Genomic DNA, 21,760 nt, shown 5'->3' with positions numbered 1-21,760 from the left:
CCGAATATCGGTGCGCTATATGCCGAACATTTCGAACACTTGCACCAAAACAGGTGAAACCTGCTGGCTTTCCGTGCAATGCTGCGGCAAACACGTCTGCTGTCGCAACTGGGCAGCAGGTTCATAAAGCACGACAAGCCATAGACGTTGGCATTCCGCGAAGGAATGAACTGAGATGGGACGATCCGTACGCCTGAAGTCCTTCGAATTGGTCGCGCGCGACATTCGAGACGTTGATGTGAAGCTGCTCCACGCGCTCTCGATTGCCGTCGGCTGGCCGCATCGGCCAAAGGACTGGGATTTCCTGCGCCGCGCCGGTCAGGGCATCGTCGCTGTTGACGGCATCGGGCGCGTTTTCGGAAGTGCGATGTGGTTCCCCCACGGACGCGAATTCGCCACCATCGGCCTGGTACTCACATCGCCGCGCACCCAAGCACAAGGTACCGGCCGATGGCTGATGGAACAGGTGTTCGAACGGTGCGAGGATCGGAATCTTGCCCTGAACTCGACCGATGCTGCCTATCATCTTTATCTGTCGCTGGGCTTCACCAAGGAAGCGGTCGTGTATCAGTGGCAGGGAGAGATCGTATCACCCCTTCCACCGACATCAGTTCTGGATGGCGAATTGAGGTCGGCGTCGGCCGAAACTCTCAATGAGATTGCGGCGCTGGATGAGCGCGCATTCGGCACGAGCCGCCGGGAGCTGCTTGCTCTGCTTTCGGAAGGTGCGTCAATCTGTGTACTGCGCCGCGACGGCAAGACCGTCGGCTACTCCATGAAGCGCGAATTCGGGCGTGGTCACGTGATCGGTCCCATTGTCGCCAGCAATGATTATGACGCGATCCATCTCACGGCCGTGCATCTTAAGGATCTCACCGGCCGTTTCGCCCGCGTCGATACCCGGGAGCAGACGGGCCTGTTTGCTGACTATCTTCAGCAGAGCCGCCTCGCGATCAGCGAGACGGTCACAACCATGTCCAAGGGGCGGCGATTCCTCAACCGAAAGGAAAACGAGCCGTGGGTCTACGGATTGGCCGCTCACGCGTTGAGCTGAGCTGTGAAGCGAATTGTTAGTGGCGCCTGTCCCACGAATATAAATGATAACGACCACTTATTCGGCAACTTCGATTCCGGAGTGTCGGAAAAATTTTCGCGGCGAATTTCGATATTCCGAGCAACAAAACTAAACCGCTGAATGTTGCGACTATTCCCTACGTGGCCGCTCCCTCCCCATTCAAGCTACGGCCCGAAACGGTTTCCGCCCATGCGTTGTTCCGCGATGCCGGCAGCCGCTCAAGTGGCAGAACTCTGGATGCTACCCATGCAGAGGTATTTGATTTCCAGATAGTCCTCGATGCCGTATTTCGAACCCTCACGGCCGTTGCCGCTCTCCTTGACGCCGCCGAACGGTGCAACCTCGGTCGAGATCAGGCCTTCGTTGATACCGACGATGCCGTACTCGAGCGCTTCGGCAACGCGCCAGACCCGTCCGATATCGCGGCCGTAGAAATAGGCCGCAAGTCCGAACTCGGTATCGTTCGCAAGGCGGATCGCTTCCTCTTCAGTCTTGAAGCGGAATACGGGCGCGACCGGGCCAAAAGTTTCCTCCCGGAAGATCAACATGTCCGGCGTGGCGTCCGCCAATACCGTCGGTTCAAAGAACGTGCGGCCAAGCGCATGGCGCTTCCCACCGATGGCGACGCGCGCTCCCTTGGAAACCGCATCGGAAACATGCTCTTCGACTTTCTCCACGGCGGCGATGTCGATCAGCGGACCAATCGCGACGCCGGGCTCGAACCCGTCACCGATCTTGAACGCACTAACCGCCTCAGCCAGACGCGAGACAAACAAATCGTAGATCTTGTCCTGCGCAAGGAAGCGATTGACGCAAACACAGGTCTGGCCGGCATTGCGGTATTTCGAAGCCATCGCGCCCTTGACCGCGGCATCGATGTCCGCATCGTCGAAGACGATGAACGGCGCGTTGCCGCCGAGCTCCATCGATGTCCGCTTCACCGTCGACGCGCTCTGCGCCATCAGCTTCTTGCCGATTTCGGTCGAACCCGTGAATGTCACCTTGCGTACGATCGGATTGGAGGTCATTTCGCCGCCGATCGCCGACGCCGAACCCGTGATGACGGACAGCACACCTTGAGGGACGCCTGCCCGCTCCGCCAGCAGCGCAAGCGCCAGCGCGGACAGTGGTGTCTGGCTTGCCGGCTTGACGACCATGGTGCAACCCGCCGCCAGGGCCGGGCCCGCCTTGCGCGTGATCATCGCGGCCGGAAAATTCCACGGGGTGATTGCGGCACAAACGCCGATCGGCTGCTTTAGCACGATGATGCGTCGGTCGGCCGTGAACCCCGGGATCGTATCGCCATAGACGCGTTTTGCTTCCTCGCCGAACCACTCGACGAAGCTTGCGGCATAGGCGATCTCGCCCTTGGCTTCAGCGAGCGGCTTGCCCTGCTCCGCCGTCATGATCGCACCGAGATCGTCCTGGTTCGCCATCATCAGATCGAACCAGCGTCGCAGGATCACGGCGCGCTCTTTCGCGGTACGGGCTCGCCACGCCGGTAGCGCAGCGTTGGCGAATTCGATCGCCCGCCGGGTCTCGGCCATCCCCATGTTGGGGACATGTCCGACCACGGCGCCGGTCGAGGGATTATCGACCGTGATGGTGGCGCCGTTATCGGCGGCTACCCACGCACCTGCCACCGGACAGGCATCGCGCAACAGGGTCGGATCTTTGAGCGTGAGTTTCGAAGCCATGATGAAGACAGCCAGGTTGGAATTAACACGTTATGATGCAGTTCGGCATGAAGCATTCAGCGCTAAGTGGAGTCGTGGCCGCTCAGAAACTGCGTCACGACCTCGATCTGTTCGTCAGCGATCAGGGCCGGCGCATGCCCGCAGTCCGCGACGGTGTGAACGCGGACATTGCGATTGCGCCGCATCATGTCCATGAGGACGCCTTCGGAAAGCAAATCCGATTGCTGCCCGCGTATGACCAGAATGGGGACATCGATCGCATCCCAGTATTTCCAGAGATCGACGCTGTAGTGCCAAGGGTTTCGAAAGGCCTGAGCGATGTTCGCATCGCACAGCGGCTTGAAGCAGCGCCCCTCCACGCTCCAGGCCACGCTATGCGTTGTCAGATGCCGCCAGTGCACATCCTCCAATCGCCCGAAAGGCGCCAGAACCCGCCGGTAGTAGCCTTCGGCCTGTTCGATCGTCTCAAACGATTTGGGCGCCTCGTTGAGATTGGCACCGAGACGAAGCAATCCGGTCCAGGGCAGATAGGGTCCGATGTCGTTGATGACGATGCGACGGATCGGACTGCCCGGAAGGGCGGCCAGCGCCATCCCGATCAAGCCGCCCAGCGACGTTCCAACCCAATCGATCTCCGTTGCACCAAGAGCTGCCATCAACACGGTCATGTCGCTGCAATATTGCGGCAAGGCATAGTCGCTGCTGTCGTGCAGCCGTTCGCTTTGTCCGCGGCCCGGCAAGTCCGGGCAGACCACCTGCCGCCCTGCCATTGCGAGAACTGCGGCGAGGTGATCGAAGTCCCGGCCGTTTCTGGTCAAGCCATGGACGCAGAGCACCGGCCGCACCGCGGGCGCGGGCCCCCAATCCGTGAATGCGATACGATGGAAGCCGCGCCGGGTCAGCCCGCGCACCGATCCGGTGCGGTCGGGCGCCCTCTGCCGTCCTTCAGGCCAGTCCGTGGGGCGCAACTCGGTGGATTTCAGCCCCATCGGTCTATTCGACAAACCGGTGGGCGTCGGCCGAGGTTTCGAAGACATGTGGCGCGACGTCGCGGCGGGCCAACGCGTCGCCGAGCTTCAGGCGCATGAATGCGCTGGTGGTGTAGCGCGAGGCATGATCGTAGCAGGTCCGCTCGACCTCGGCGGCCATTGAAAACCATTTCTCCGCCATATCGGGAGCGATGTAAGACGAATCGTAGTTGACGACTGCGGAAAACCGGCGTCCGACACGATGGAAGAGTTCGAGGATCGACGCCCGGATGACCTCGACGTCGGCATCTCTATGGACCCGATAGCCGTCAAGTCCGAGAAACAGCGTGTTGCGATCGGCATCGTACGACAGCCGCTCCGCCAGCGGCCGATTGAGCAGCCGGTCGTCGAGCTGCATCAGCGCTTCGCTGAACAGCGAAACGTCCATGGATTTCGGCGCGCGGACGATGGGCCGAAAGCCCATGAGCGCGAGAATGTCGCGCTGCATATCGATACCCGGCGCGATCTCGATCAGTTCGAGGCCTTCGGGAGTGAGGCGGAACACGCATCGCTCCGTCACATAGAGAACGGGCTGCCTGTTGGTTGCGGCAAGCTGGCCCGAAAACGTGATCTGATCCACCTTGTCGATGAATTTCGAGGACTTGCCTTCGCTGAGGATCTTGAGCTGACCATCCACGACCGACGTCTTGAGCCCACCGGTGGTGAAGGTGCCTGCGAAGATCAGCCGGCGCGCATTCTGGGATATGTTGATGAAGCCGCCGGCGCCGGCCAGACGGCCATTGAACAGGCTGACGTTGACGTCGCCGCGGCCATTGACCTGAGCCATGCCGAGACAGGCCAGATCGAGCCCGCCGCCGTCGTAGAAATCGAACATCTGGTTCTGGTCGATGATCGATTCTGCATTGATCGAAGCACCGAAATCGAGGCCGCCTTGCGGAATGCCGCCGATGATGCCGGGCTCGGCAGTCAGCGTCACAAAGTCGAACAGCTTTTCTTCGGCGGCAACCGAGGCGACTCCCTCCGGCATGCCGATGCCGAGATTGACCACGCCGCCCATCGGCAATTCCAGGGCGCAGCGGCGCGCAATGATCTTGCGGTTATCCAGCGCCATCGGAACATTGCGATCGGCCGGCGCGCGCAATTCGCCCGAAAATGCTCCGTTGTAACCAGTGGCATAGGTCTGGACATGGTTTTCGGGCTGCGCAACGACGACGCAGTCGATCAAGACGCTCGGAATTTTGACGTGACGCGGATTGAGCGAGCCGGAGGCGGCGATGCGCTCCACCTGCGCGATGACGAATCCCTTGCAGTTTTTGGCGGCCGTTGCCAGCGCCAGATTGTCGAGGGTCAACGCCTCTTTTTCCATCGAGATGTTGCCGTTGTGGTCGGCGGTGGTACCTCTGATGATCGCAACGTTGATGGGAAATGCCTTGTAGAACAGCCATTGTTCGCCGTCGATTTCGATCATCCGCACCAGCTCTTCGGTGGTGCGCGCATTCAGCTTTCCGCCACCATTGGCCGGATCGACGAAGGTGCCGAGCCCGACCTTGGAGAGAAGCCCGGCCTTGCGCCCCGCAATTTCGCGAAACAGATGCGATACGCATCCGAGCGGCAAGTTATAGGCCTCAACGTGATTGTCGACCGCCATCCGGGCGAGCTTCGGAACCAGGCCGAAATGTCCGCCGACCAGGCGTTTGATCAGGCCGGGATGCGCCAGGCGGTTGAGGCCGCGATCGGCGCCGTCTCCCGGCGCCGCCGCGAACACCAGCGAAAGGTCCCGCGGCTCTCCGGTCTGGACGAAGCGCCGCTCCAGCGCCTTGATGATTTCATCGGGCGTTCCCACGCCGACGAAGCCGGACGAGGCGACGGTGTCACCGGAACGGATGATGGCAACCGCCTCGGCGGCGTCGACGATCTTGTTGCGCATCAGGATTCACTTCCGGGATTGGCGTCGCGGGCGACCAGCCAGTCGGCGATGCTCTGGCTCAGCTTGCCCTGCGATTTGCTGGAGACGAACAGGCCGACATGGCCGCCGGGCAGCGGGATTTCGGTATAATCCGTGCTGCCTATCTTCGCTCCGAGCGCGCGCGAGCAGTCCGGCGGAATGATGTGGTCGTCCAGCGCAAAAACATTCAGCACGGGAGCCGTGATCGACTTCAGATCGACCCGGCGGCCGGACAGCTCAAAGCTGCCCTCCACCAGGCGGTTCTCCTGGTAGAGATCCTTCAGCCACTGCTTCGCCGCTCCGCCAGGATGATGCGGACGGTCCGCGAGCCACTTTTCCATGCGCAGGAAATTCATGAACTTGGCGTCGTCATCGACGATGTCGATGAGATCGACATTGTATTTCGTCAGTGAGCGCATCGGCGTCATCATCGAGAACACCGAGCTCATGAACTCGCCCGGCAGCACGCCGTAAGTATCGACCAGCTTGTCGATGTCATCAGGATCGAGGCTGCGGGTCCAAAGGTTGAGGAAGCCGTGGTGAGCGGCCTTGTCCTTGACATCGGCATGGAAGTCGATCGGAGTGATGGTGATGACGAGATTTTTCACCTTTTCCGGACGCAGAGCGGCGTAGCACGTCGTAAAGACGCCGCCTTCGCAGATGCCGAGCAGCGTGATCTTGTCATGGCCGGTTTCCTGCGCGATGCGGTCGACTGCGGCATCGATGTAGTCATCGACGTAATCATCAATTTTCAACCATCGCTCGGTTCGGCCCGGCTGGCCCCAGTCGATCAGCCAGAGATCGAGCCCTTTTGAGAGAAGGCTGCGCACCAGCGAGCGGTCAGGCTGTAAATCAGCCATGGTATACCGCCCGATCAGGCCGTAGGCCAAAAGGACGGGCGTCTTCGCCGTCGCTTCTGCCATCGGCTCATAATGGAACAGCTCGACCTTGTCGCGGCGCATCACGAGATGCTTCGGTGTCGTGCCGATGGCGACGTCTTCATCCCGCGTATTGGCGATCAACTGTGTCGCCTTGAACATCTTCTCGGCGTTGGCCGCCATGTCACGGGCGAAGCGCGAGGTTTGGTTCTCCTGATCGCTCATCGTGCGGCTTCGCTCTTCTGGTCGCGGATCTGGCGGGCGAGCGTACGGACTTCTCGGCGAAGTTCGGTCAATTGCTGCGTCACGTCGTCGAAATCCTTGCGGGTCGGCAGCCCCAACATGGCTGACGCGGCCTCAGCGACATCATCCTGCCGACTCCGCAATTTGAGTCCCGCCTGGAGTAGCTCTTTCTGAGCTTGCAAAAACCCGTCGGTGCGCTGATTGCGGATCAGTTCCTCGTTGGAGATTTCGCTCCATTTGGCGAACGCCTCGCGCCACTCCGGATGCGGGGAGCCATCGCTGCCGGTGGCGGACATCGTCTCGTAAAACCGCTTCGACGCTTCAGGCCATGGAGCGGCAGCAACCGCATTGTAGCTCGCAAGCCGCTGGCGCATCTCGATCCAGGCCCCAAAGGCCAACGCCATTTTCCGGTCGATGTCCCAGACGTCGGCCAGCCGCGGCCCCTGCGCCATCCGCTCGATCGCCGCCGACAGTTCGTTGCCGTCGCCAAAACCACCCGGCTTTTCCGACAGACGCGCCAGCATGAACGGTGCCATCGACCCCGACCACGCCTCGACCATGCGGTTCGAGGATTCGGCCATCGTCTGCCACAGCTTCGCCCATTCGAGGCCGGGATCGGAATCAGCGGAAGCCGATTTGTCCTTCTCGCTCATGCTGCTCACTCTTTGTGCCGCTCAGGCCGCCGCGCGGTTGCCGAACGCCTCGGTGTAGATCGCCAGCGCATCGTCGAAGCTGAGTTCGCGCGGGTTGTTGACGAGAAGCCGCGTCTGCTTCATCGCATCCTCGGCGAGCTTCTTCAGGTCGCCCCTCGCAATGCCGACATCGGCCAGCGAGGCCGGCACGTTGCAATCCCGGCAGATCGCTGCGATCGCATCGACGAACAGCCGTGCCCGCTGGCTGACACTCATTCCTTCCGACTTGGGATCGACGATCGGCGCCAGTTCGGCGTAGAGGCCTTCTGCCTCCGGCAAATTGAATCGCAGCACCTGGGTCAGCACCAAGGCATTCGACAGGCCATGCGGCACGTGGAACAGCGCGCCGATCGGATAGGCCAGCGCGTGCACGGCGGCGACCGGGGAATTGGCGAACGCCATGCCGGCCAGCATCGAACCCAGCAGCATTTGCGACCGCGCTTCGAGATTAGATCCGTCCGCACAGACCGTCCGGACATTCGCCGACAGCAGGGCGAGAGCCTGCCGTGCCAACTGGTCCGACATCGGATTCTTCCGGTGCTTGCTGGTATAGGCTTCGATCGCATGGACCATGGCGTCGATGCCGGTCGCCGCGGTGACATGCGCGGGCAGGCCGAGCGTCAGCTCCGGATCAAGGATCGCCCAATCCGGAAGCAGGCGGGGCGCAACGACTCCCTTTTTCTCAGTCGTCGGCGTGGTGACGATCGCGATCGGGGTCACCTCCGAGCCCGTTCCGGCCGTTGTCGGCACCAGCAGCAGCGGAAGGCGTTCGCCCTTGGCAAGGCCGACGCCGTAGATATCGTCGAGGCGATCAGGCGTCTTGGCCAGATAGGCCACCAACTTCGCGGTATCGAGCGCGCTGCCGCCGCCGATTGAGGCAACCAGCTCGATGTCCTTGTCACGGCAAAGTGCGACCGCCCGCTCGATGATATACGACGGTGGATCCGCCTCCACATCCTCGAATATTGTCAGTTCGCAGCCGCCGGCAACCAGGCCAGCCTCGGCGTTTCTGGTCAGGCCGGCATTGCGTACGCCCTTATCCGTAACCAGCAGAACACGTTTTGCCCCGTATCCAGCGACCAACTCCGCCAGCTTTTTCGATGCGCCTGCCTCGAACAGGATGTTGGGGGGTGCCTGGAAGGTAAACGCTTTCATCTGACGTCACTCCTGATCTGATCGGACGTTACTGCCGCAAGCGCCGCGGCGAGCTGTTCGGTCACGGCGTCAATCGGCTGCAAACCGTCGACGACGTTGAGCAGTCCCTGCGACCGGTAGTATTCCGTGACCGGCGCGGTTTGCTCGCGATAAACGCCGAGCCGGGTCTTGAAGACCTCGGGATTATCGTCGCGGCGCACCGGCTCGCCTCGGCTTGCCGCATCGTCGGCGCGCCCTTTGATGCGGTCGAGCAGCGCATCTTCGTCGACCTCGAGCTCAAGCACCGCATCGAGCTTGATGCCCCGGGTGGCGAGTTCCTGATCGAGCGCTTCGGCCTGCGCGACCGTGCGCGGGAAGCCGTCAAGGATAAAGCCGCTTACCGCATCGGAATGGTCGATACGATTAGCGATCACCGATACCACGACGTCGTCGGGCACAAGCTCACCCCGATCCATGATGTGCTTGACGCGCAATCCCGCAGCCGTGCCTTCCGCAACCGCCTGGCGCAGCATGTCGCCGGTCGACAATTGCGGGATCGCAAATCGAGTGACGATCCTCGTCGCCTGCGTGCCCTTACCTGCGCCTGGCGGCCCCAACAGAACCAGTCTCATATCATTGCCCATATCTCGGTTTCAGCTCTTTGCCCGCGCGATGGCCTCGACGATCAGCCGGCGCGCTTCGGCACTGTCGCCCCATCCGATCACCTTCACCCACTTCCCCGGCTCCAGATCCTTGTAGTGTTCAAAGAAGTGCTGGATCTGCTCGATCGCGATCTGCGGCATGTCGGCGATCCCGTTGACGTGTGCGTAGCGCATCGTCAGTTTCGGCATCGGCACGGCGATGATCTTCTCGTCGCCGCCGCCCTCGTCATCCATCTTGAGCACGCCGATCGGCCGCACATTGATTATGGCGCCAGGAGCGATCGGCCGCGAATTGGCCACGAGCACGTCGATCGGATCCCCATCGTCCGAAAGCGTGTGCGGAACGAAGCCGTAATTTCCGGGATAGCGCATCGGCGTATACAGGAAGCGGTCGACGAACAGCGCGCCCGCCGCCTTGTTCATTTCGTATTTGATCGGTTCACCGCCGATCGGAACCTCGATGATGACATTGACGTCCTCCGGGGGATTGTCGCCGATCGAAATCGCGTCGATATTCATTTCGGCGCCGCCTTTTGGCTATGGCGGTTTTTGATGAGATCATCGACCACCGCCGGATCGGCCAGGGTTGAGGTGTCCCCGAGCGCGCCGACTTCGTCCTCGGCGATTTTGCGCAGAATACGACGCATGATCTTTCCAGAGCGGGTCTTGGGCAGGCCCGGCGCAAACTGAATGACATCGGGTGCGGCGATCGGTCCGATCTCCTTGCGGACCCAGGCCACTAGTTCCTTGCGCAACTCTCCGGAGGGCTCCGCATCCGACATCAAGGTGACGTAGGCGTAGATGCCCTGCCCCTTGATGTCGTGCGGAAAACCGACAACAGCGGCTTCGGAAACCTTCTGATGTGCGACGAGCGCGCTTTCGACTTCGGCTGTCCCCATGCGATGACCGGATACGTTGATGACGTCGTCGACGCGGCCGGTGATCCAGTAGTAGCCGTCGGCGTCGCGCCGGCAGCCATCGCCGGTGAAATACTTGCCCGGATAGGTCGCGAAGTAGGTCTGCATGAAGCGCTCGTGGTCGCCGTAGACCGTGCGCATCTGGCCTGGCCAGGAATCGGCGATGACGAGATTGCCTTCGCATGCGCCGGTCAGCACGGCACCACTTGCGTCCACCACTTCCGGCATCACTCCGAAAAACGGCAGGGTTGCCGAACCGGGCTTCAAAGCCGTCGCGCCGGGAAGCGGCGAGATCAAGATGCCGCCTGTCTCGGTCTGCCACCAGGTATCGACGATCGGACAACGTCCATCGCCGACCACGCGGTGATACCAATCCCACGCTTCCGGATTGATCGGCTCGCCCACCGAGCCGAGCAAGCGCAGCGACGCACGGCTGGTCTGTTTGACCGGCTCTTCCCCCGCACCCATCAACGAACGGATCGCGGTCGGCGCGGTGTAGAAGATGTTGACCTTGTGTTTGTCGACGACCTGCCAAAAGCGCGATGTTGAGGGATAGTTCGGGATCCCCTCGAACATCAGCGTGGTCGCGCCGTTGGCCAGCGGCCCATAGACGATGTAGCTGTGGCCGGTGACCCAGCCGACATCGGCGGTGCACCAGTAGATGTCGCCGTCATGATAGTCGAACAGATACTGGTGCGTCATCGACGCAAAAACGAGATAGCCACCCGTGCTGTGAACGACGCCCTTTGGAGCACCGGTTGAACCCGACGTGTAAAGAAGGAATAGCGGATCCTCCGCGTTCATTTCGACCGGCGCGCAGTCGGCCGAGGCCTTTGCCACCTCGTCCGCGTACCAGACGTCGCGGCCGTCGACCCAGTCGATGCCACCGCCGGTGCGCTTGACCACGATCATCGTCTTCACGATGCCGGCCACCTTCTTCAGCGCATCGTCGGCATTGACCTTCAGCGGTACCTTGCGCCCGCCGCGCAGCCCCTCATCGGCGGTGACCAGGACTTTGGACTGGCAGCCCTCGATACGTCCGGCCAGGGCATCCGGCGAGAACCCGCCGAACACGATGGAATGGACCGCCCCGATTCGCGCGCAGGCGAGCATGGCATAGGCGGCTTCCGGAATCATGGGCAGGTAGATCGTGACGGTGTCGCCTTTCTTCACACCGTGACTTTTCAGGACATTCGCGAAACGACAGACCTGATCGTGCAACTCCGCGTAGGTGATGTGCCTGGATTCGGCGGGATCGTCGCCCTCCCAGATGATCGCGACCTGACCGGCACGCCGGGCAAGATGCCGGTCGATGCAGTTCATCGCCACATTCGTGGTGCCGTCCTCGAACCACTTGATCGAGACCTTGCCGGGCGCAAAGGAGGTATTCTTCACCTTCGTGAACGGCTTGATCCAGTCGATCCGCTTGCCATGCTCCGCCCAGAAAGCATCCGGCGTCGACACCGAAGAAGCATACATGCTGCTGTATTTCGCAGCGTCAGCATGAGCCCGCCGTGCCCAGCCGGCCGGCACGTCATGGATCAGCGTATCTGACTTTTCCGTGCCCACCTTGGAGCCTCCCCGACGCACTGCGATGCGATTGTCTTGATCGGATGATGCATCGTCCGCGCTCGGAACGCGTGCAGGCAACATCCTGTGATCAGCGATTTGATTTCGCTCTGAGGCGACCGGCGCTACTTATTCAGGTCAACAGTCGACGGCTGGTTCATTGCACTTGCAAGCTCGCGAAACTGCGCGTTCATTTTTTCCATCTGCTCCTTGAGATGGCTCTGATAAACTGCACCCATTTCCTGCGGGTCCTTGGCATGCAACAGCCGTTGCGCAAGCTCGAAGCCCGAAGCCACATTTTCCTCGGCGAACGCGACGGCTCTTTCGTTCATCTCCTTCGCCGCCGAATAGGTTGAGCGAACGCTGGAATCGGCCTTCTCTCTCAACTTCTGGGATTCGGTTATGTATTTCGACACAGCCTCTTTCGCCTTGTCCAGCGTGGTCTGCGCCATTTCCCGCATCTTCTCAGCCTGCTCGTTGATCTGCTCACTCATTGCACTCTCCATTGCCGGCGCTTGCGACCACGCCAATTTCAGCTCAGCTCATCAATCGGCCCTCGCCGACGGCTCACACGGTCGGCTCAATAACCTGCTTCAGCTTCTCGCGAAGTTCATCCACGAGCACGCGGGTATTTTCGCTGTAGTCGATCGGCACGACGACGAGGTGCACACCGCCACCTTTGAAAGCGTTTTCGAGCGTCGGAATCAACGAATCCGTGCTTTCGACCCGCGAGCCTTTCGCGCCGTAGCTCTCGGCGTATTTGACGAAATCCGGATTCCCGAACGTGAGGCCAAAGTCCGGGAAACTATCGACCGCCTGTTTCCAGCGGATCATGCCATAGGCCGAATCTTCCAGGATCAGCACGACGAGATTCAATTTAAGGCGAACCGCGGTTTCCATCTCCTGCGAATTCATCATGAAGCCGCCGTCGCCGCAGACCGCGAGCACGCGGCGTTCCGGATGCAGCATCGCCGCCATCATGGCGGATGGCAGCCCGGCGCCCATTGTCGCGAGGGCATTGTCCAGCAGCAGCGTGTTCGCCACATAGGTGCGGTAGTTGCGGGCGAACCAGATCTTGTACATCCCGTTATCCAGCGCGACGACGCCGTCTTCAGGGATGACCTTTCGCACATCGTGCACGATGCGTTGCGGCGTCGGGGGCCAACGGTCCTCGGTCGCGCGATCGCCGATCCGGGCCAGGATACTTTCGCGAAGGCTTAACAGCGCGCCGGCATGATGCAGCCGCCCCTCGAGACGATCGGCCAGCAACTCCAGGCTCGGTCCAACATCGCCGACCACTTCGCACTGCGGAAAGTAGACCCGCTCCACGTTGGCCGGCGTGTAGCTGACGTGGATGACTTGAGGACCTTTGGGGCCCATGATGAAGGGCGGCTTTTCGATGGTGTCGTGACCTATGGCAATAATCAGATCGGCTCGGTCGACCGCTTCATGAACGTAATCGCGCTCGCTGAGTGCAGCCGTCCCCATGTAGAGGTTGCTGCCGCCGGGTACCGTTCCCTTGCCCATTTGTGTGGTGAAGAACGGAATTTTCGTGCGGCGGACGAAGCCGCCGATGCCGGCCGTGCTGCGCGGCCGGGACGCGGCGGCGCCGAGCATGATCAAGGGCCGCTTGGCCTTGAGGATCATGTCGGCAGCGCGATCCAGCGAGGCACGATGGGCGACCGGGATCTCGATCGGATGCGGCGCCACCATCGCGACGTCTTCGGATTCCTCGCCCGCGATGTCCTCGGGCAGTTCCAGAAGAACCGGACCCGGACGCTCTTCCATGGCGATCCGGAAGGCATCGCGAACGATTGTCGGAATGCCGCTTGTGCTGACGATCTGGAGCGACAGCTTGGTCAACGGTTTGAAAGCGCTAACCACATCGACGATCTGGAATTTGGCCTGTCGGCTGCTCATGATGCCCTTCTGGCCCGTGAGCATGATCATGGGCATGGCGCCGAGCAGCGCGTAGGCGGCGCCAGTCGTCAGGTTCAATGCGCCAGGGCCAAGCGTGGTGATGCACACGCCGGGCTTGCCGGTCAGCCGTCCATAAGTCGCGGCCATGAAGGCCGCGCCCTGCTCGTGGCGTGTCAGGATCAGCTTGATCGACGAGTTGCGCAAGCTTTCCACGACATCGAGGTTCTCCTCGCCGGGAACGCCGAAAATTCGGTCGACGCCCTCGTTCTCGAGTGCGGCAACCAACAAATCTGATCCCTTGGCCATCAGCGCGTCTCTCCCATTCGAATTCAATGCTCTCCGGACGCCGTCGCAGGCATGACGGGGCCGTCGTGTTTCAGTTCAGATCCGGCCATCGCCGTCGAGATAGCCTCGCGTCCGCGTATCCGGCATCCAGAGCGACGCGACCAGGGCGACCAGCGCCATCGCCGCGACGTACCAGAAGAACAGGGTTTCGTATCCGGACGATTTCAGCGACAATGCAACATATTCCGCCGTTCCGCCGAACATCGCATTGGCAATCGCGTAGGGAAGTCCGACGCCTAGGGCGCGCACCTCGGGCGGAAACAGTTCGGCCTTCACGACGCCACTGATCGAGGTATAGAAGCACGCAATCACAAGACCGATCATGATCAGGCCAAAAACGGCGTAGACGTTGGTGGTGCTGGACAATGCCATCAATAGCGGCACCGCAGCGAGGGTAGCGCATGCGCTGAACAGGATCATGTTGTTGCGCCGGCCGATCCTGTCCGATAGCGCCCCGAACACCGGTTGCAGCAGCATGAAGGCGATCAGGGCAGCGGTCATGATCGAGCTGACCGTCTTGGCATCCAGCTTCACGCTGTTGACCAGGAATTTCTGCATGTAGGTCGTAAACGTATAGAAAAATAGCGATCCGCCGATCGTGAATGCGAGAACGATCAGCAGCGCGCGCTTATGATGCCAGAGGCCGGAGAGAGAACCTGCCTCCTTGCGGTGCATGGTCTCCGCCGAGGCCGTCTCCTGCAACGAGCGGCGGAGATACAACGCCACAACGGCCGCGACGGCGCCGAACAGGAAAGGCACCCGCCATCCCCATTCCTTCAGCTCGTCGAGCGACAAGGTTTGCTGCAGAACCACGACAACGAGGAGTGCGAGAAGTTGCCCGCCGATGAGCGTGACATACTGGAATGACGAATAGAACCCGCGGTTGCCCTTGCCGGCAATCTCGCTCATATAAGTTGCCGCCGTTCCATATTCCCCGCCGACCGACAGGCCTTGTGCCATGCGCGCAAACAGTAGGAGCGCCGGCGCCGCGGCGCCGATTGTTTGGTACGTGGGGAGCATTCCGATCATCAGCGATCCCGCGCACATCAGCAGCACCGACAGCACCATCGAATTCTTGCGGCCATGCGCATCGGCGATCCAGCCGAACAGCCAGCCACCGAGCGGCCGCATGAAGAACCCTACGGCGAAAATGCCGGCCGTCGCCAGCAACTGGCTGGTCTGGTCGCCAGACGGGAAGAACGCCGCCGCGAAATAGATCGAGGTAAATGCGTAAGCATAGAAGTCGTACCACTCGACCAGATTTCCGGACGACGCAGCCACAATCGCCTTGATACGCGAGAGCTTTTGCGCCGTGCTGTCAGCGGGGATTGTCGGGTGCGATGCAGCAATAGCAACCATTTGCTTAGCCTCCCAATCGACGGATGATGCTTTGCGTGAAGTCGCCAGTAGACGCCTTGCCGCCCAGATCGGGCGTGCGAACGCCGTCCTTGCGCAAGACCTGATCAATTGCCGCTCTAAGACGGTTTGCGAGATCAGGCTGATCAATGTGCTCCAGCATCAGCCCGACCGCCAGCAGTAAAGCGAGCGGATTGGCGATTCCCTTGCCGGCGATATCCGGCGCCGAGCCGTGCACGGCCTCGAAGATCGCCGCATCCGGACCGATGTTGGCACCGGGAGCCATGCCGAGACCGCCGACCAACCCGGCGAGCTGATCGGACAGGATGTCGCCGAACAAATTGGTGGTGACGATGACGTCGAACTGCCAGGGATTCATGACGAGCTGCATCGCCGTGGCATCGACGATGCGATCGTCCATCTTGACCCTGCCCTCGTACTTCTTTGCAACCTCGTGACCGACCTCGAGAAAGATGCCGGTCAGCGCCTTCAGCACGTTGGCCTTGTGCACGACGGTCACCTTCTTGCGACCGTTCTTGAGCGCGTAGTCGAATGCGAATTCGATGATCTTGCGCGATCCTTCACGCGTATTGACCCCGGTCGAAATGGCGACCGCGTGCGGATCCTCCCCAATTGGAATATAGTGTTCGAAAGCGACATAGAGCCCGCCGAGGTTCTCGCGCACCAGCACGATATCGATTTCGTCGAATCGTCCTCCGGGAACCATGCTTCGAACCGGCCGCAAATTGGCGTAAAGGCCGAATTCTTCGCGCAGACGAACATTGATCGAGCGGAATCCTCCCCCCACCGGCGTCGTTAGCGGGCCCTTCAGGGCGAGCCGCGTACGTCGGATGCTGTCCAGCGTCGCCTGCGGCAGCGGATCACGGCTTTCCTCGATCGCGGCCAGGCCACCCTGCTGGATGTCCCATTCGAATGGAGAGCCGAGCGCTTCGAGAATGTCGACGGCCGATTTCACGATCTCGGGGCCGATACCATCGCCTGGAATGAGCGTAGCGGGCCGCTTCGGTTTGGATTGAGCAGGCATTACTATGTCCTCGAAGATGAGAGCCGCGGGGTTTTGTGAATGTCAGACATGCTGCCTTGCACTCAATGTACGGGGCTTGCGGCGGAGGTGGCGGGTAGCGTTTCCTGCTTGCTGATCCAAAGCACCGCGATGATCCCGGCGATTTGAAGCAAAGCCAGCGGTATCAAGGCCATGGGGAAGCTACCCGTCGCCTCCTTAATGACGCCGAGCAGCCACACCGCGCCAGAAGTGCCGATGTGCGACAGGGTATTGATGCCGGCAATTCCGGCCGCAGCAGTTGCCGGAGAGAGTGTCCCAGTCGCCAGGGCCCAGAATGGTCCCTTGATCGAATAATTACCGATCAAGACCACGCTCAGAATAGCAAGCGTCACGGGTAATGAGCTCGTGAGCATGGTCGCAAGCAGCGCCGTTGCGCATAACGCAAGTGGTATTGCGGTGTTTTGGGCATGGGCGTTCGACCTGTCCGAATATCTTCCCCAAAAGATCATCGCAACGGAGGCGATGCCAAATGGGATGGCATTCAGGAAGCCGGTCTCCATGTTGGACATCCCGAACGATTTCACGATCTGAGGCTGCCACAGCGACAACGCGTTGCTCGTGGCCGAGCTTCCCGCATAGATCAAACCGAGGATGAGCACATATTTGTTGGTCAGAATTTGCCACAGCGACATGTGGCCGACCTGCTTCGCCATCGATCGTTCCGACTGCAGGCGCGCGTCGAGCCAATTGCGCGCCTCCGGCTCGAGCCATTTTGCATCAGCGGGTTTGTTCGGAAGCCCGAAGAACGAGACCAGGCCGAGCAGGACGGCCGGAATGGCTTCAACGATGAAAAGCCATTGCCAACCACGAAGGCCGAGCACGCCATCCATCGCCAGCAAAGCGCCGGATATTGGCGATCCCAAAAAGCTCGATAGCGGTATCGCCACCATGAAAACCGCAACGATCCGTGCGCGATAGGCCGCCGGAAACCAGAAGGTCAGATACAGGATCACACCAGGAAAGAACCCGGCCTCCGCTGCACCCAACAAGAAGCGGCTCAGATAAAAAGTAATCGGCCCTACCGCGAAAGCGGAGAGAATACCGACTATCCCCCATGTGATCATAATGCGCGCGATCCAGATCCGCGCGCCAACTTTCTGCATCGCCAGATTACTGGGGACCTCGAAAAGAATGTAGGCGATATAGAACAGCGCCCCGCCCGCCCCGAAGGCAGCCTGCGTCAGGCCCAGATCCTTGTTCATTTGCAGGGCCGCAAACCCGGCATTGACGCGGTCAACGTATGAAATGAAATAGCACACCATGAAAAACGGAAGCAGGCGCCATGTAATGCGGCGCATGGTTTCCGCTTCGATCCTCGGTAGCGGCGCGGAATTCGTTGGCATGGCGTCCTCGTTTCGGGTTGACGATCAGGCAGCGAGTTGGCGCAGGACGTATTGAAAAATTCCGCCGTTGCGGAAATATTCAAGCTCGTCGAGCGTATCGATGCGGCAGGTCAAGGGTATGATGGCCTTATTCGCGCCATCGGACTCGCGGATCTCGATCGCGAGCTTCTGGAGATGCTGGGAAGGCCATTCTTTTCCGCTGCGGCAAGCGAATAGTAGGCGTAGCTCTTTGCACCGACGACAAGTGTCTGGCGTGCGCCGAAGCTGTTGAGATACTGCTTCATTATCAAGTCCCCCTTCGCTGGAATCGTCCGCCTCGCGCAGATCTGAAGCGGTCTATTTCTCCGATGCTGCAAAGGGATCGAGACCCGCTTTTTTCAGGGCCGGAGCAGCAGCAGCGGAAGCGAGGAAGGCAATCAGAGCCCGTCCGGCTTCCGGCTGACTGGCACCGGAGGTTATGCCTGCAGAAAAGATCGTGATTTTCTGGACGTCTGGCGGGAGCGGCCCGACAAGGTCGGCTCCAGCGATCGGCAGAAGTTCACTGATCTGTTGAAAGCCGAGTTCGGCGTCACCGCGTGCAACAACACTCGCGACCGGCTCCGCCGGAATCATTTTGGCCTTGTCCTTCATCTCGGCGGCGATCCCGAGACGCTTGAACAGCTCGGTGCCCACATAGACGCCGCTGGCGCTGTCGGAGTATGCAACTGACTTCGCGTTCAACAGTGCCTGCTTCAATGCGTCAGGAGTACCGATATCAGGCTTTGGCGTTCCGGCGCGTACCGCGATCCCGATTGGCGAGCGTACCAGGTCGACGCGGCTGGTTCTGACCGCCCTGCCCTGCTCGATCATCTCGCCAAGCGCGTCGCCGACCATGATGAGCACGTCCGCCGCCTCGCCGCGTGCCAGTCGCACGGGGATGGCGTTCTCCGTCGTTCCCATCGAGGGGCCATAGGCCGTGACGACCGTATTTCCCGTCGCGCGTTCAAATTGCGGTACGAGCTCCTTATAAGGCGTCGCCAAGCCTCCCGAGATCATGACCCTGACTTCGGACGCCTTGGCGATTCCAGCCGCGGCCGCCAAGACAATCAGCAAGCTTAGCGCAACTAGCCTGCGCACGACGATCGTCACGCTCATCGGCAATTTCCTTCGATGCAATTATTCGAGGACTGTGCTTGCTCGATGACGGTCGACGTCATCGAGCACTTTGGTGGTCACGTCCCTATCACCGTCTCGACCGAATTGGCGCCGGATAGCGCGCGTCGTTGTTGCGGCCTGTAAACGAGGTACGTCCCGGCCAGACCACAGAGCGCTGCCGCGCTCATCCAATATCCCGGCGACGCATTGTCACCAGTGGCAGCGATCAGCCAGGTGCAGATCGCTGCCGTAAACCCGCCGAACGTCGTTGCCAGACTATATGCGAGGGAGAATCCCGACGTTCGTACACCCACCGGCATGACTTCGGTCAATGCGACGATCATCGCGCCGTTGTAGCTGGCGTAGATGAAAGACAACCAAAGTAGGACCGTCAGCATCTTCGGGAACGTCGGGCCTGCGGCCAACCAGGAAAGCGCGGGATATGCAGTCAGAAATGCCAAAGTCGAAAAGGCGATGAGGATCGGCCGACGACCAATCCGATCGGACAACGAGCCCATGATGGGAAGCCAGATGAAGTTCGATATTCCCACGCAAATCGTCACGATCAGGCCATCGGCCGCGGTCAGCTTGAGGACCGATTTGCCGAATGTCGGCGTGTAGACGGTAATGAGGTAGAACGACACCGTGGTCATGATCACCATCATCATCCCGGCAAGCACAATGCTCCAGTTTGCGAGGATGGAGCGATAGATCTCGCGGGGTGTCGGATGATGCTTCCGCGCCAGGAATTCATCGGTTTCCTGCAGCGAGCGTCGAATGAAGAATACGAAAGGAACGATCAGGCAGCCGATGAAGAACGGAATACGCCAGCCCCAATCGTCAAGCTGCGCCGGTGCAAGCCATGCATTGAGAGCGAAACCCAGCGAGGCCGAGACGATGATCGCGACCTGTTGACTTGCCGATTGCCAGCTGGCGTAAAAACCCTTCTTTCCCGGTGTGGCCATTTCCGAGAGATAGACGGAAACCCCACCAAGCTCGACGCCAGCCGAGAAGCCTTGCAGCAGGCGTCCGATCAAGACGAGGATCGGGGCCAATATGCCAATGGTTGCGTAACTTGGCACGAACGCGATGAGCACCGTGCCGGCAGCCATGATCGACAGTGTAACGATCAGGCCTTGGCGCCGGCCGATCCGATCCACGTAGGCGCCGAGGATGATGGCGCCGAGCGGGCGCATCAGAAAGCCTGCGCCAAACGCAACGAAGGTCAGCAGCAGTGACGCGTATTCATTTTCGAGTGGGAAGAATGCCTTGGCGATGTACGACGCGTAGACGCCCGACAGAAAGAAGTCGAACATCTCAAGAAAGTTGCCACTGGTGACGCGGAGCACCATGCCAAGCTTCGACTGTCCGGTGGTAACCGTCATGCCGTCCTCCCTTTTATCGTTTATGTTTTTTTGTCTTGTTCACCCGTCTTGCAGGTGTTGCAAACTTGATCGCGGCCGGATTGACCGATACGCGAGGAGCGATCGTTCAAGCTACGATTGCTGCCTCATCGTATATCAGCTGCCTGTCACCAACCTGTCGCTGCCGCACTCCGCAAGAAAATCGGTTTGAAGACGACGCGCTTGATGAGCCGGCAGATATGGGGGGCTTCTCTCGGATGTTATTCCGTCTGAAATCCAGATCCCTGGATTTCTATCGATCCTGCAACGCGCGGCGCCACTCTTTGAGGAAGCTCGCTCGTTTCGATTGATCGAGATAGGTGAGCAATTCTGCACCAATATGGATCGGCTTGACTGCGCCGCTGCGATCCGCAGGTATCACGCCTTCCGCGCCGAGACCGAGGCGCACAGGACCGACTGACCGGGCCAGGAGAAATTTCTGGCCGCGTTCTGAAAGCAGGTAATCAAGAAACAATTTCGCGGATTCCGGGTGGGGCGCGGTGACGGGTATAAAGGCTATTCGCGACATCAAGGTGATGTAGTCGGCAGGAAACACGATTCCGATAGAGGCATCTTCCTTGGCCCGTTCGATCGCGTAAGACCCTATCATATTGTAGGCGAGCAGATGTTCGCCGGATGAAATCCGATCAAGCACCGTTCCGGTGGTCGAATAGAGCTTGATACCGGCGCTGCCAAACGCACGGACCAAATCCCACGTTGTCCTGGTGATTCCGGCATCGCGCGTGATGAACAGGAAACCGGTCCCGCTCTGCTCCGGGTCATAGGTTGCGATCTTACCTCGATAGATGTCAGGCTTTCGGCTTAGAAGGCTCTTCAGGTCAGTGCGGGTTCGGGGTACATCGGACTCCGCAACGAGGTTCTTGTTATAAACAATGACAATCGGCTCCGCCGTGATGGCATAGGCTTCGTCTTTCCAGATGGCCCAATCCGGGATATGCGCAATTTCCTTCGAGACATAGGGTTGAGCATAGCCGTCATTGACGAGCTTGATCTGCAGATCCATCGCGGAGCTCCAGACAATGTCTCCGGGTGCTGCACTGGAGGTCGAGGGATCCACGACTTGATTGTAGATATCGTTCGAGTTGATCTTTGTATGGACGATCTCGATGTCCGGATGACTTGCCCGGAAATCGGCAAGCAAGTCGGCGACGTCCGCGTCCTGGGTCGTCGATACGATGTTGAGTTGCTCTCGAGCTCCGGCGATAGCGGATGCTTGCCCTTTGAGAGGGCCGAGCTGTGCCTGCTCCGACATGGCAGGCCACGTCAGCAAGATCCCGACGCACAAGGCCAAGGCTTTGGCAGCCGACATCGTGACGTTTCCTCGTCCATGAGCCGCTTTGCGGACTTCAGTTG

The 21,760-nt window shown here is 60.2% G+C and carries 19 protein-coding genes; 2 read left to right on the top strand and 17 right to left on the bottom strand.

Going from position 1 to position 21,760, the window contains the following annotated elements:
• Positions 1 to 175: 175 nt before the first annotated feature.
• Positions 176 to 1,054 (top strand): GNAT family N-acetyltransferase, encoded by an 879-nt coding sequence (locus BcanWU425_RS05340; protein ID WP_085361110.1) that lies wholly within the window; start codon positions 176 to 178, stop codon positions 1,052 to 1,054.
• 239 nt (positions 1,055 to 1,293) lie between these two features.
• Here the strand turns inward: BcanWU425_RS05340 and gabD are convergent, their stop codons facing one another.
• From gabD to BcanWU425_RS05270, 14 genes are all read right to left on the bottom strand, one after another.
• A complete protein-coding gene (gene gabD / locus BcanWU425_RS05335; RefSeq protein WP_204512494.1) occupies positions 1,294 to 2,772 on the bottom strand; it encodes an NADP-dependent succinate-semialdehyde dehydrogenase in 1,479 nt (492 codons plus the stop codon).
• A 62-nt stretch (positions 2,773 to 2,834) separates the two neighbouring features.
• Entirely contained in the window at positions 2,835 to 3,617 is a 783-nt protein-coding gene (locus BcanWU425_RS05330) for an alpha/beta fold hydrolase (RefSeq protein WP_231190210.1), read from the bottom strand.
• A 148-nt stretch (positions 3,618 to 3,765) separates the two neighbouring features.
• The gene (locus BcanWU425_RS05325) at positions 3,766 to 5,688 is read right to left on the bottom strand and encodes an acyl CoA:acetate/3-ketoacid CoA transferase (RefSeq protein WP_283842363.1); all 1,923 of its coding nucleotides are present in this window, start codon (positions 5,686 to 5,688) and stop codon (positions 3,766 to 3,768) included.
• Positions 5,688 to 6,809: a class III poly(R)-hydroxyalkanoic acid synthase subunit PhaC gene (gene phaC / locus BcanWU425_RS05320; protein ID WP_204512496.1), complete on the bottom strand. Its 1,122-nt coding sequence runs from the start codon at positions 6,807 to 6,809 to the stop codon at positions 5,688 to 5,690. The genes BcanWU425_RS05325 and phaC overlap by 1 nt, the downstream gene beginning before the upstream one ends.
• Positions 6,806 to 7,480: a poly(R)-hydroxyalkanoic acid synthase subunit PhaE gene (locus BcanWU425_RS05315; RefSeq protein WP_204512497.1), complete on the bottom strand. Its 675-nt coding sequence runs from the start codon at positions 7,478 to 7,480 to the stop codon at positions 6,806 to 6,808. Before BcanWU425_RS05315 ends, phaC begins: the two co-directional genes overlap by 4 nt.
• 21 nt (positions 7,481 to 7,501) lie before the next feature.
• Entirely contained in the window at positions 7,502 to 8,674 is a 1,173-nt protein-coding gene (locus tag BcanWU425_RS05310; RefSeq protein WP_204512498.1) for an iron-containing alcohol dehydrogenase, read from the bottom strand.
• A complete protein-coding gene (locus BcanWU425_RS05305) occupies positions 8,671 to 9,285 on the bottom strand; it encodes an adenylate kinase (RefSeq protein ID WP_026232477.1) in 615 nt (204 codons plus the stop codon). Before BcanWU425_RS05305 ends, BcanWU425_RS05310 begins: the two co-directional genes overlap by 4 nt.
• Positions 9,286 to 9,306: 21 nt before the next feature.
• On the bottom strand, positions 9,307 to 9,834 hold the full coding sequence (ppa, locus tag BcanWU425_RS05300) for an inorganic diphosphatase (RefSeq protein ID WP_018453173.1): 528 nt from the start codon (positions 9,832 to 9,834) through the stop codon (positions 9,307 to 9,309).
• Positions 9,831 to 11,885, bottom strand: coding sequence for an acetate--CoA ligase (acs, locus tag BcanWU425_RS05295; RefSeq protein ID WP_231190207.1), 2,055 nt, complete (start codon positions 11,883 to 11,885; stop codon positions 9,831 to 9,833). The genes ppa and acs overlap by 4 nt, the downstream gene beginning before the upstream one ends.
• Positions 11,886 to 11,926: 41 nt before the next feature.
• On the bottom strand, positions 11,927 to 12,295 hold the full coding sequence (locus tag BcanWU425_RS05290) for a phasin family protein (RefSeq protein ID WP_143273907.1): 369 nt from the start codon (positions 12,293 to 12,295) through the stop codon (positions 11,927 to 11,929).
• Between the two features lie 73 nt (positions 12,296 to 12,368).
• A complete protein-coding gene (locus BcanWU425_RS05285) occupies positions 12,369 to 14,027 on the bottom strand; it encodes an acetolactate synthase large subunit (protein WP_018453170.1) in 1,659 nt (552 codons plus the stop codon).
• A gap of 75 nt (positions 14,028 to 14,102) precedes the next feature.
• Entirely contained in the window at positions 14,103 to 15,425 is a 1,323-nt protein-coding gene (locus tag BcanWU425_RS05280; protein WP_210350919.1) for an MFS family transporter, read from the bottom strand.
• A gap of 4 nt (positions 15,426 to 15,429) precedes the next feature.
• The gene (locus BcanWU425_RS05275; RefSeq protein WP_204512500.1) at positions 15,430 to 16,467 is read right to left on the bottom strand and encodes an isocitrate/isopropylmalate dehydrogenase family protein; all 1,038 of its coding nucleotides are present in this window, start codon (positions 16,465 to 16,467) and stop codon (positions 15,430 to 15,432) included.
• A gap of 62 nt (positions 16,468 to 16,529) precedes the next feature.
• A complete protein-coding gene (locus BcanWU425_RS05270) occupies positions 16,530 to 17,849 on the bottom strand; it encodes an MFS transporter (protein ID WP_026232474.1) in 1,320 nt (439 codons plus the stop codon).
• Between the two features lie 36 nt (positions 17,850 to 17,885).
• Between BcanWU425_RS05270 and BcanWU425_RS05265 the strand changes: the two genes are divergently transcribed.
• Entirely contained in the window at positions 17,886 to 18,065 is a 180-nt protein-coding gene (locus BcanWU425_RS05265) for a hypothetical protein (RefSeq protein ID WP_204512501.1), read from the top strand.
• 120 nt (positions 18,066 to 18,185) lie between these two features.
• Here the strand turns inward: BcanWU425_RS05265 and BcanWU425_RS05260 are convergent, their stop codons facing one another.
• The 3 genes from BcanWU425_RS05260 to BcanWU425_RS05250 all read right to left on the bottom strand — a co-directional run bounded on the left by BcanWU425_RS05260 (position 18,186) and on the right by BcanWU425_RS05250 (position 21,716).
• A complete protein-coding gene (locus BcanWU425_RS05260; protein ID WP_085350788.1) occupies positions 18,186 to 18,983 on the bottom strand; it encodes a substrate-binding domain-containing protein in 798 nt (265 codons plus the stop codon).
• A gap of 77 nt (positions 18,984 to 19,060) precedes the next feature.
• A complete protein-coding gene (locus BcanWU425_RS05255) occupies positions 19,061 to 20,368 on the bottom strand; it encodes an MFS transporter (protein ID WP_018453164.1) in 1,308 nt (435 codons plus the stop codon).
• 271 nt (positions 20,369 to 20,639) lie between these two features.
• A complete protein-coding gene (locus BcanWU425_RS05250) occupies positions 20,640 to 21,716 on the bottom strand; it encodes an ABC transporter substrate-binding protein (protein WP_204512502.1) in 1,077 nt (358 codons plus the stop codon).
• Positions 21,717 to 21,760: the final 44 nt, after the last annotated feature.

The organism is Bradyrhizobium sp. WU425 (assembly GCF_021052305.1).
GTDB classification, from domain to species: domain Bacteria; phylum Pseudomonadota; class Alphaproteobacteria; order Rhizobiales; family Xanthobacteraceae; genus Bradyrhizobium; species Bradyrhizobium canariense_D.
This window is presented reverse-complemented; position numbering and strand designations above follow the sequence as displayed.

What these genes read in the sequence shown, in the direction of transcription:
- BcanWU425_RS05340 (WP_085361110.1), top strand. Translation starts at nt 176, where the DNA reads ATGGGACGATCCGTACGCCTGAAGTCCTTCGAATTGGTCGCGCGCGAC.
- gabD (WP_204512494.1), bottom strand. Translation starts at nt 2,772, where the DNA reads ATGGCTTCGAAACTCACGCTCAAAGATCCGACCCTGTTGCGCGATGCC.
- BcanWU425_RS05325 (WP_283842363.1), bottom strand. Translation starts at nt 5,688, where the DNA reads ATGCGCAACAAGATCGTCGACGCCGCCGAGGCGGTTGCCATCATCCGT.
- phaC (WP_204512496.1), bottom strand. Translation starts at nt 6,809, where the DNA reads ATGAGCGATCAGGAGAACCAAACCTCGCGCTTCGCCCGTGACATGGCG.
- BcanWU425_RS05315 (WP_204512497.1), bottom strand. Translation starts at nt 7,480, where the DNA reads ATGAGCGAGAAGGACAAATCGGCTTCCGCTGATTCCGATCCCGGCCTC.
- BcanWU425_RS05310 (WP_204512498.1), bottom strand. Translation starts at nt 8,674, where the DNA reads ATGAAAGCGTTTACCTTCCAGGCACCCCCCAACATCCTGTTCGAGGCA.
- BcanWU425_RS05305 (WP_026232477.1), bottom strand. Translation starts at nt 9,285, where the DNA reads ATGAGACTGGTTCTGTTGGGGCCGCCAGGCGCAGGTAAGGGCACGCAG.
- ppa (WP_018453173.1), bottom strand. Translation starts at nt 9,834, where the DNA reads ATGAATATCGACGCGATTTCGATCGGCGACAATCCCCCGGAGGACGTC.
- acs (WP_231190207.1), bottom strand. Translation starts at nt 11,885, where the DNA reads ATGTTGCCTGCACGCGTTCCGAGCGCGGACGATGCATCATCCGATCAA.
- BcanWU425_RS05290 (WP_143273907.1), bottom strand. Translation starts at nt 12,295, where the DNA reads ATGAGTGAGCAGATCAACGAGCAGGCTGAGAAGATGCGGGAAATGGCG.
- BcanWU425_RS05285 (WP_018453170.1), bottom strand. Translation starts at nt 14,027, where the DNA reads ATGGCCAAGGGATCAGATTTGTTGGTTGCCGCACTCGAGAACGAGGGC.
- BcanWU425_RS05280 (WP_210350919.1), bottom strand. Translation starts at nt 15,425, where the DNA reads ATGGTTGCTATTGCTGCATCGCACCCGACAATCCCCGCTGACAGCACG.
- BcanWU425_RS05275 (WP_204512500.1), bottom strand. Translation starts at nt 16,467, where the DNA reads ATGCCTGCTCAATCCAAACCGAAGCGGCCCGCTACGCTCATTCCAGGC.
- BcanWU425_RS05270 (WP_026232474.1), bottom strand. Translation starts at nt 17,849, where the DNA reads ATGCCAACGAATTCCGCGCCGCTACCGAGGATCGAAGCGGAAACCATG.
- BcanWU425_RS05260 (WP_085350788.1), bottom strand. Translation starts at nt 18,983, where the DNA reads ATGAGCGTGACGATCGTCGTGCGCAGGCTAGTTGCGCTAAGCTTGCTG.
- BcanWU425_RS05255 (WP_018453164.1), bottom strand. Translation starts at nt 20,368, where the DNA reads ATGACGGTTACCACCGGACAGTCGAAGCTTGGCATGGTGCTCCGCGTC.
- BcanWU425_RS05250 (WP_204512502.1), bottom strand. Translation starts at nt 21,716, where the DNA reads ATGTCGGCTGCCAAAGCCTTGGCCTTGTGCGTCGGGATCTTGCTGACG.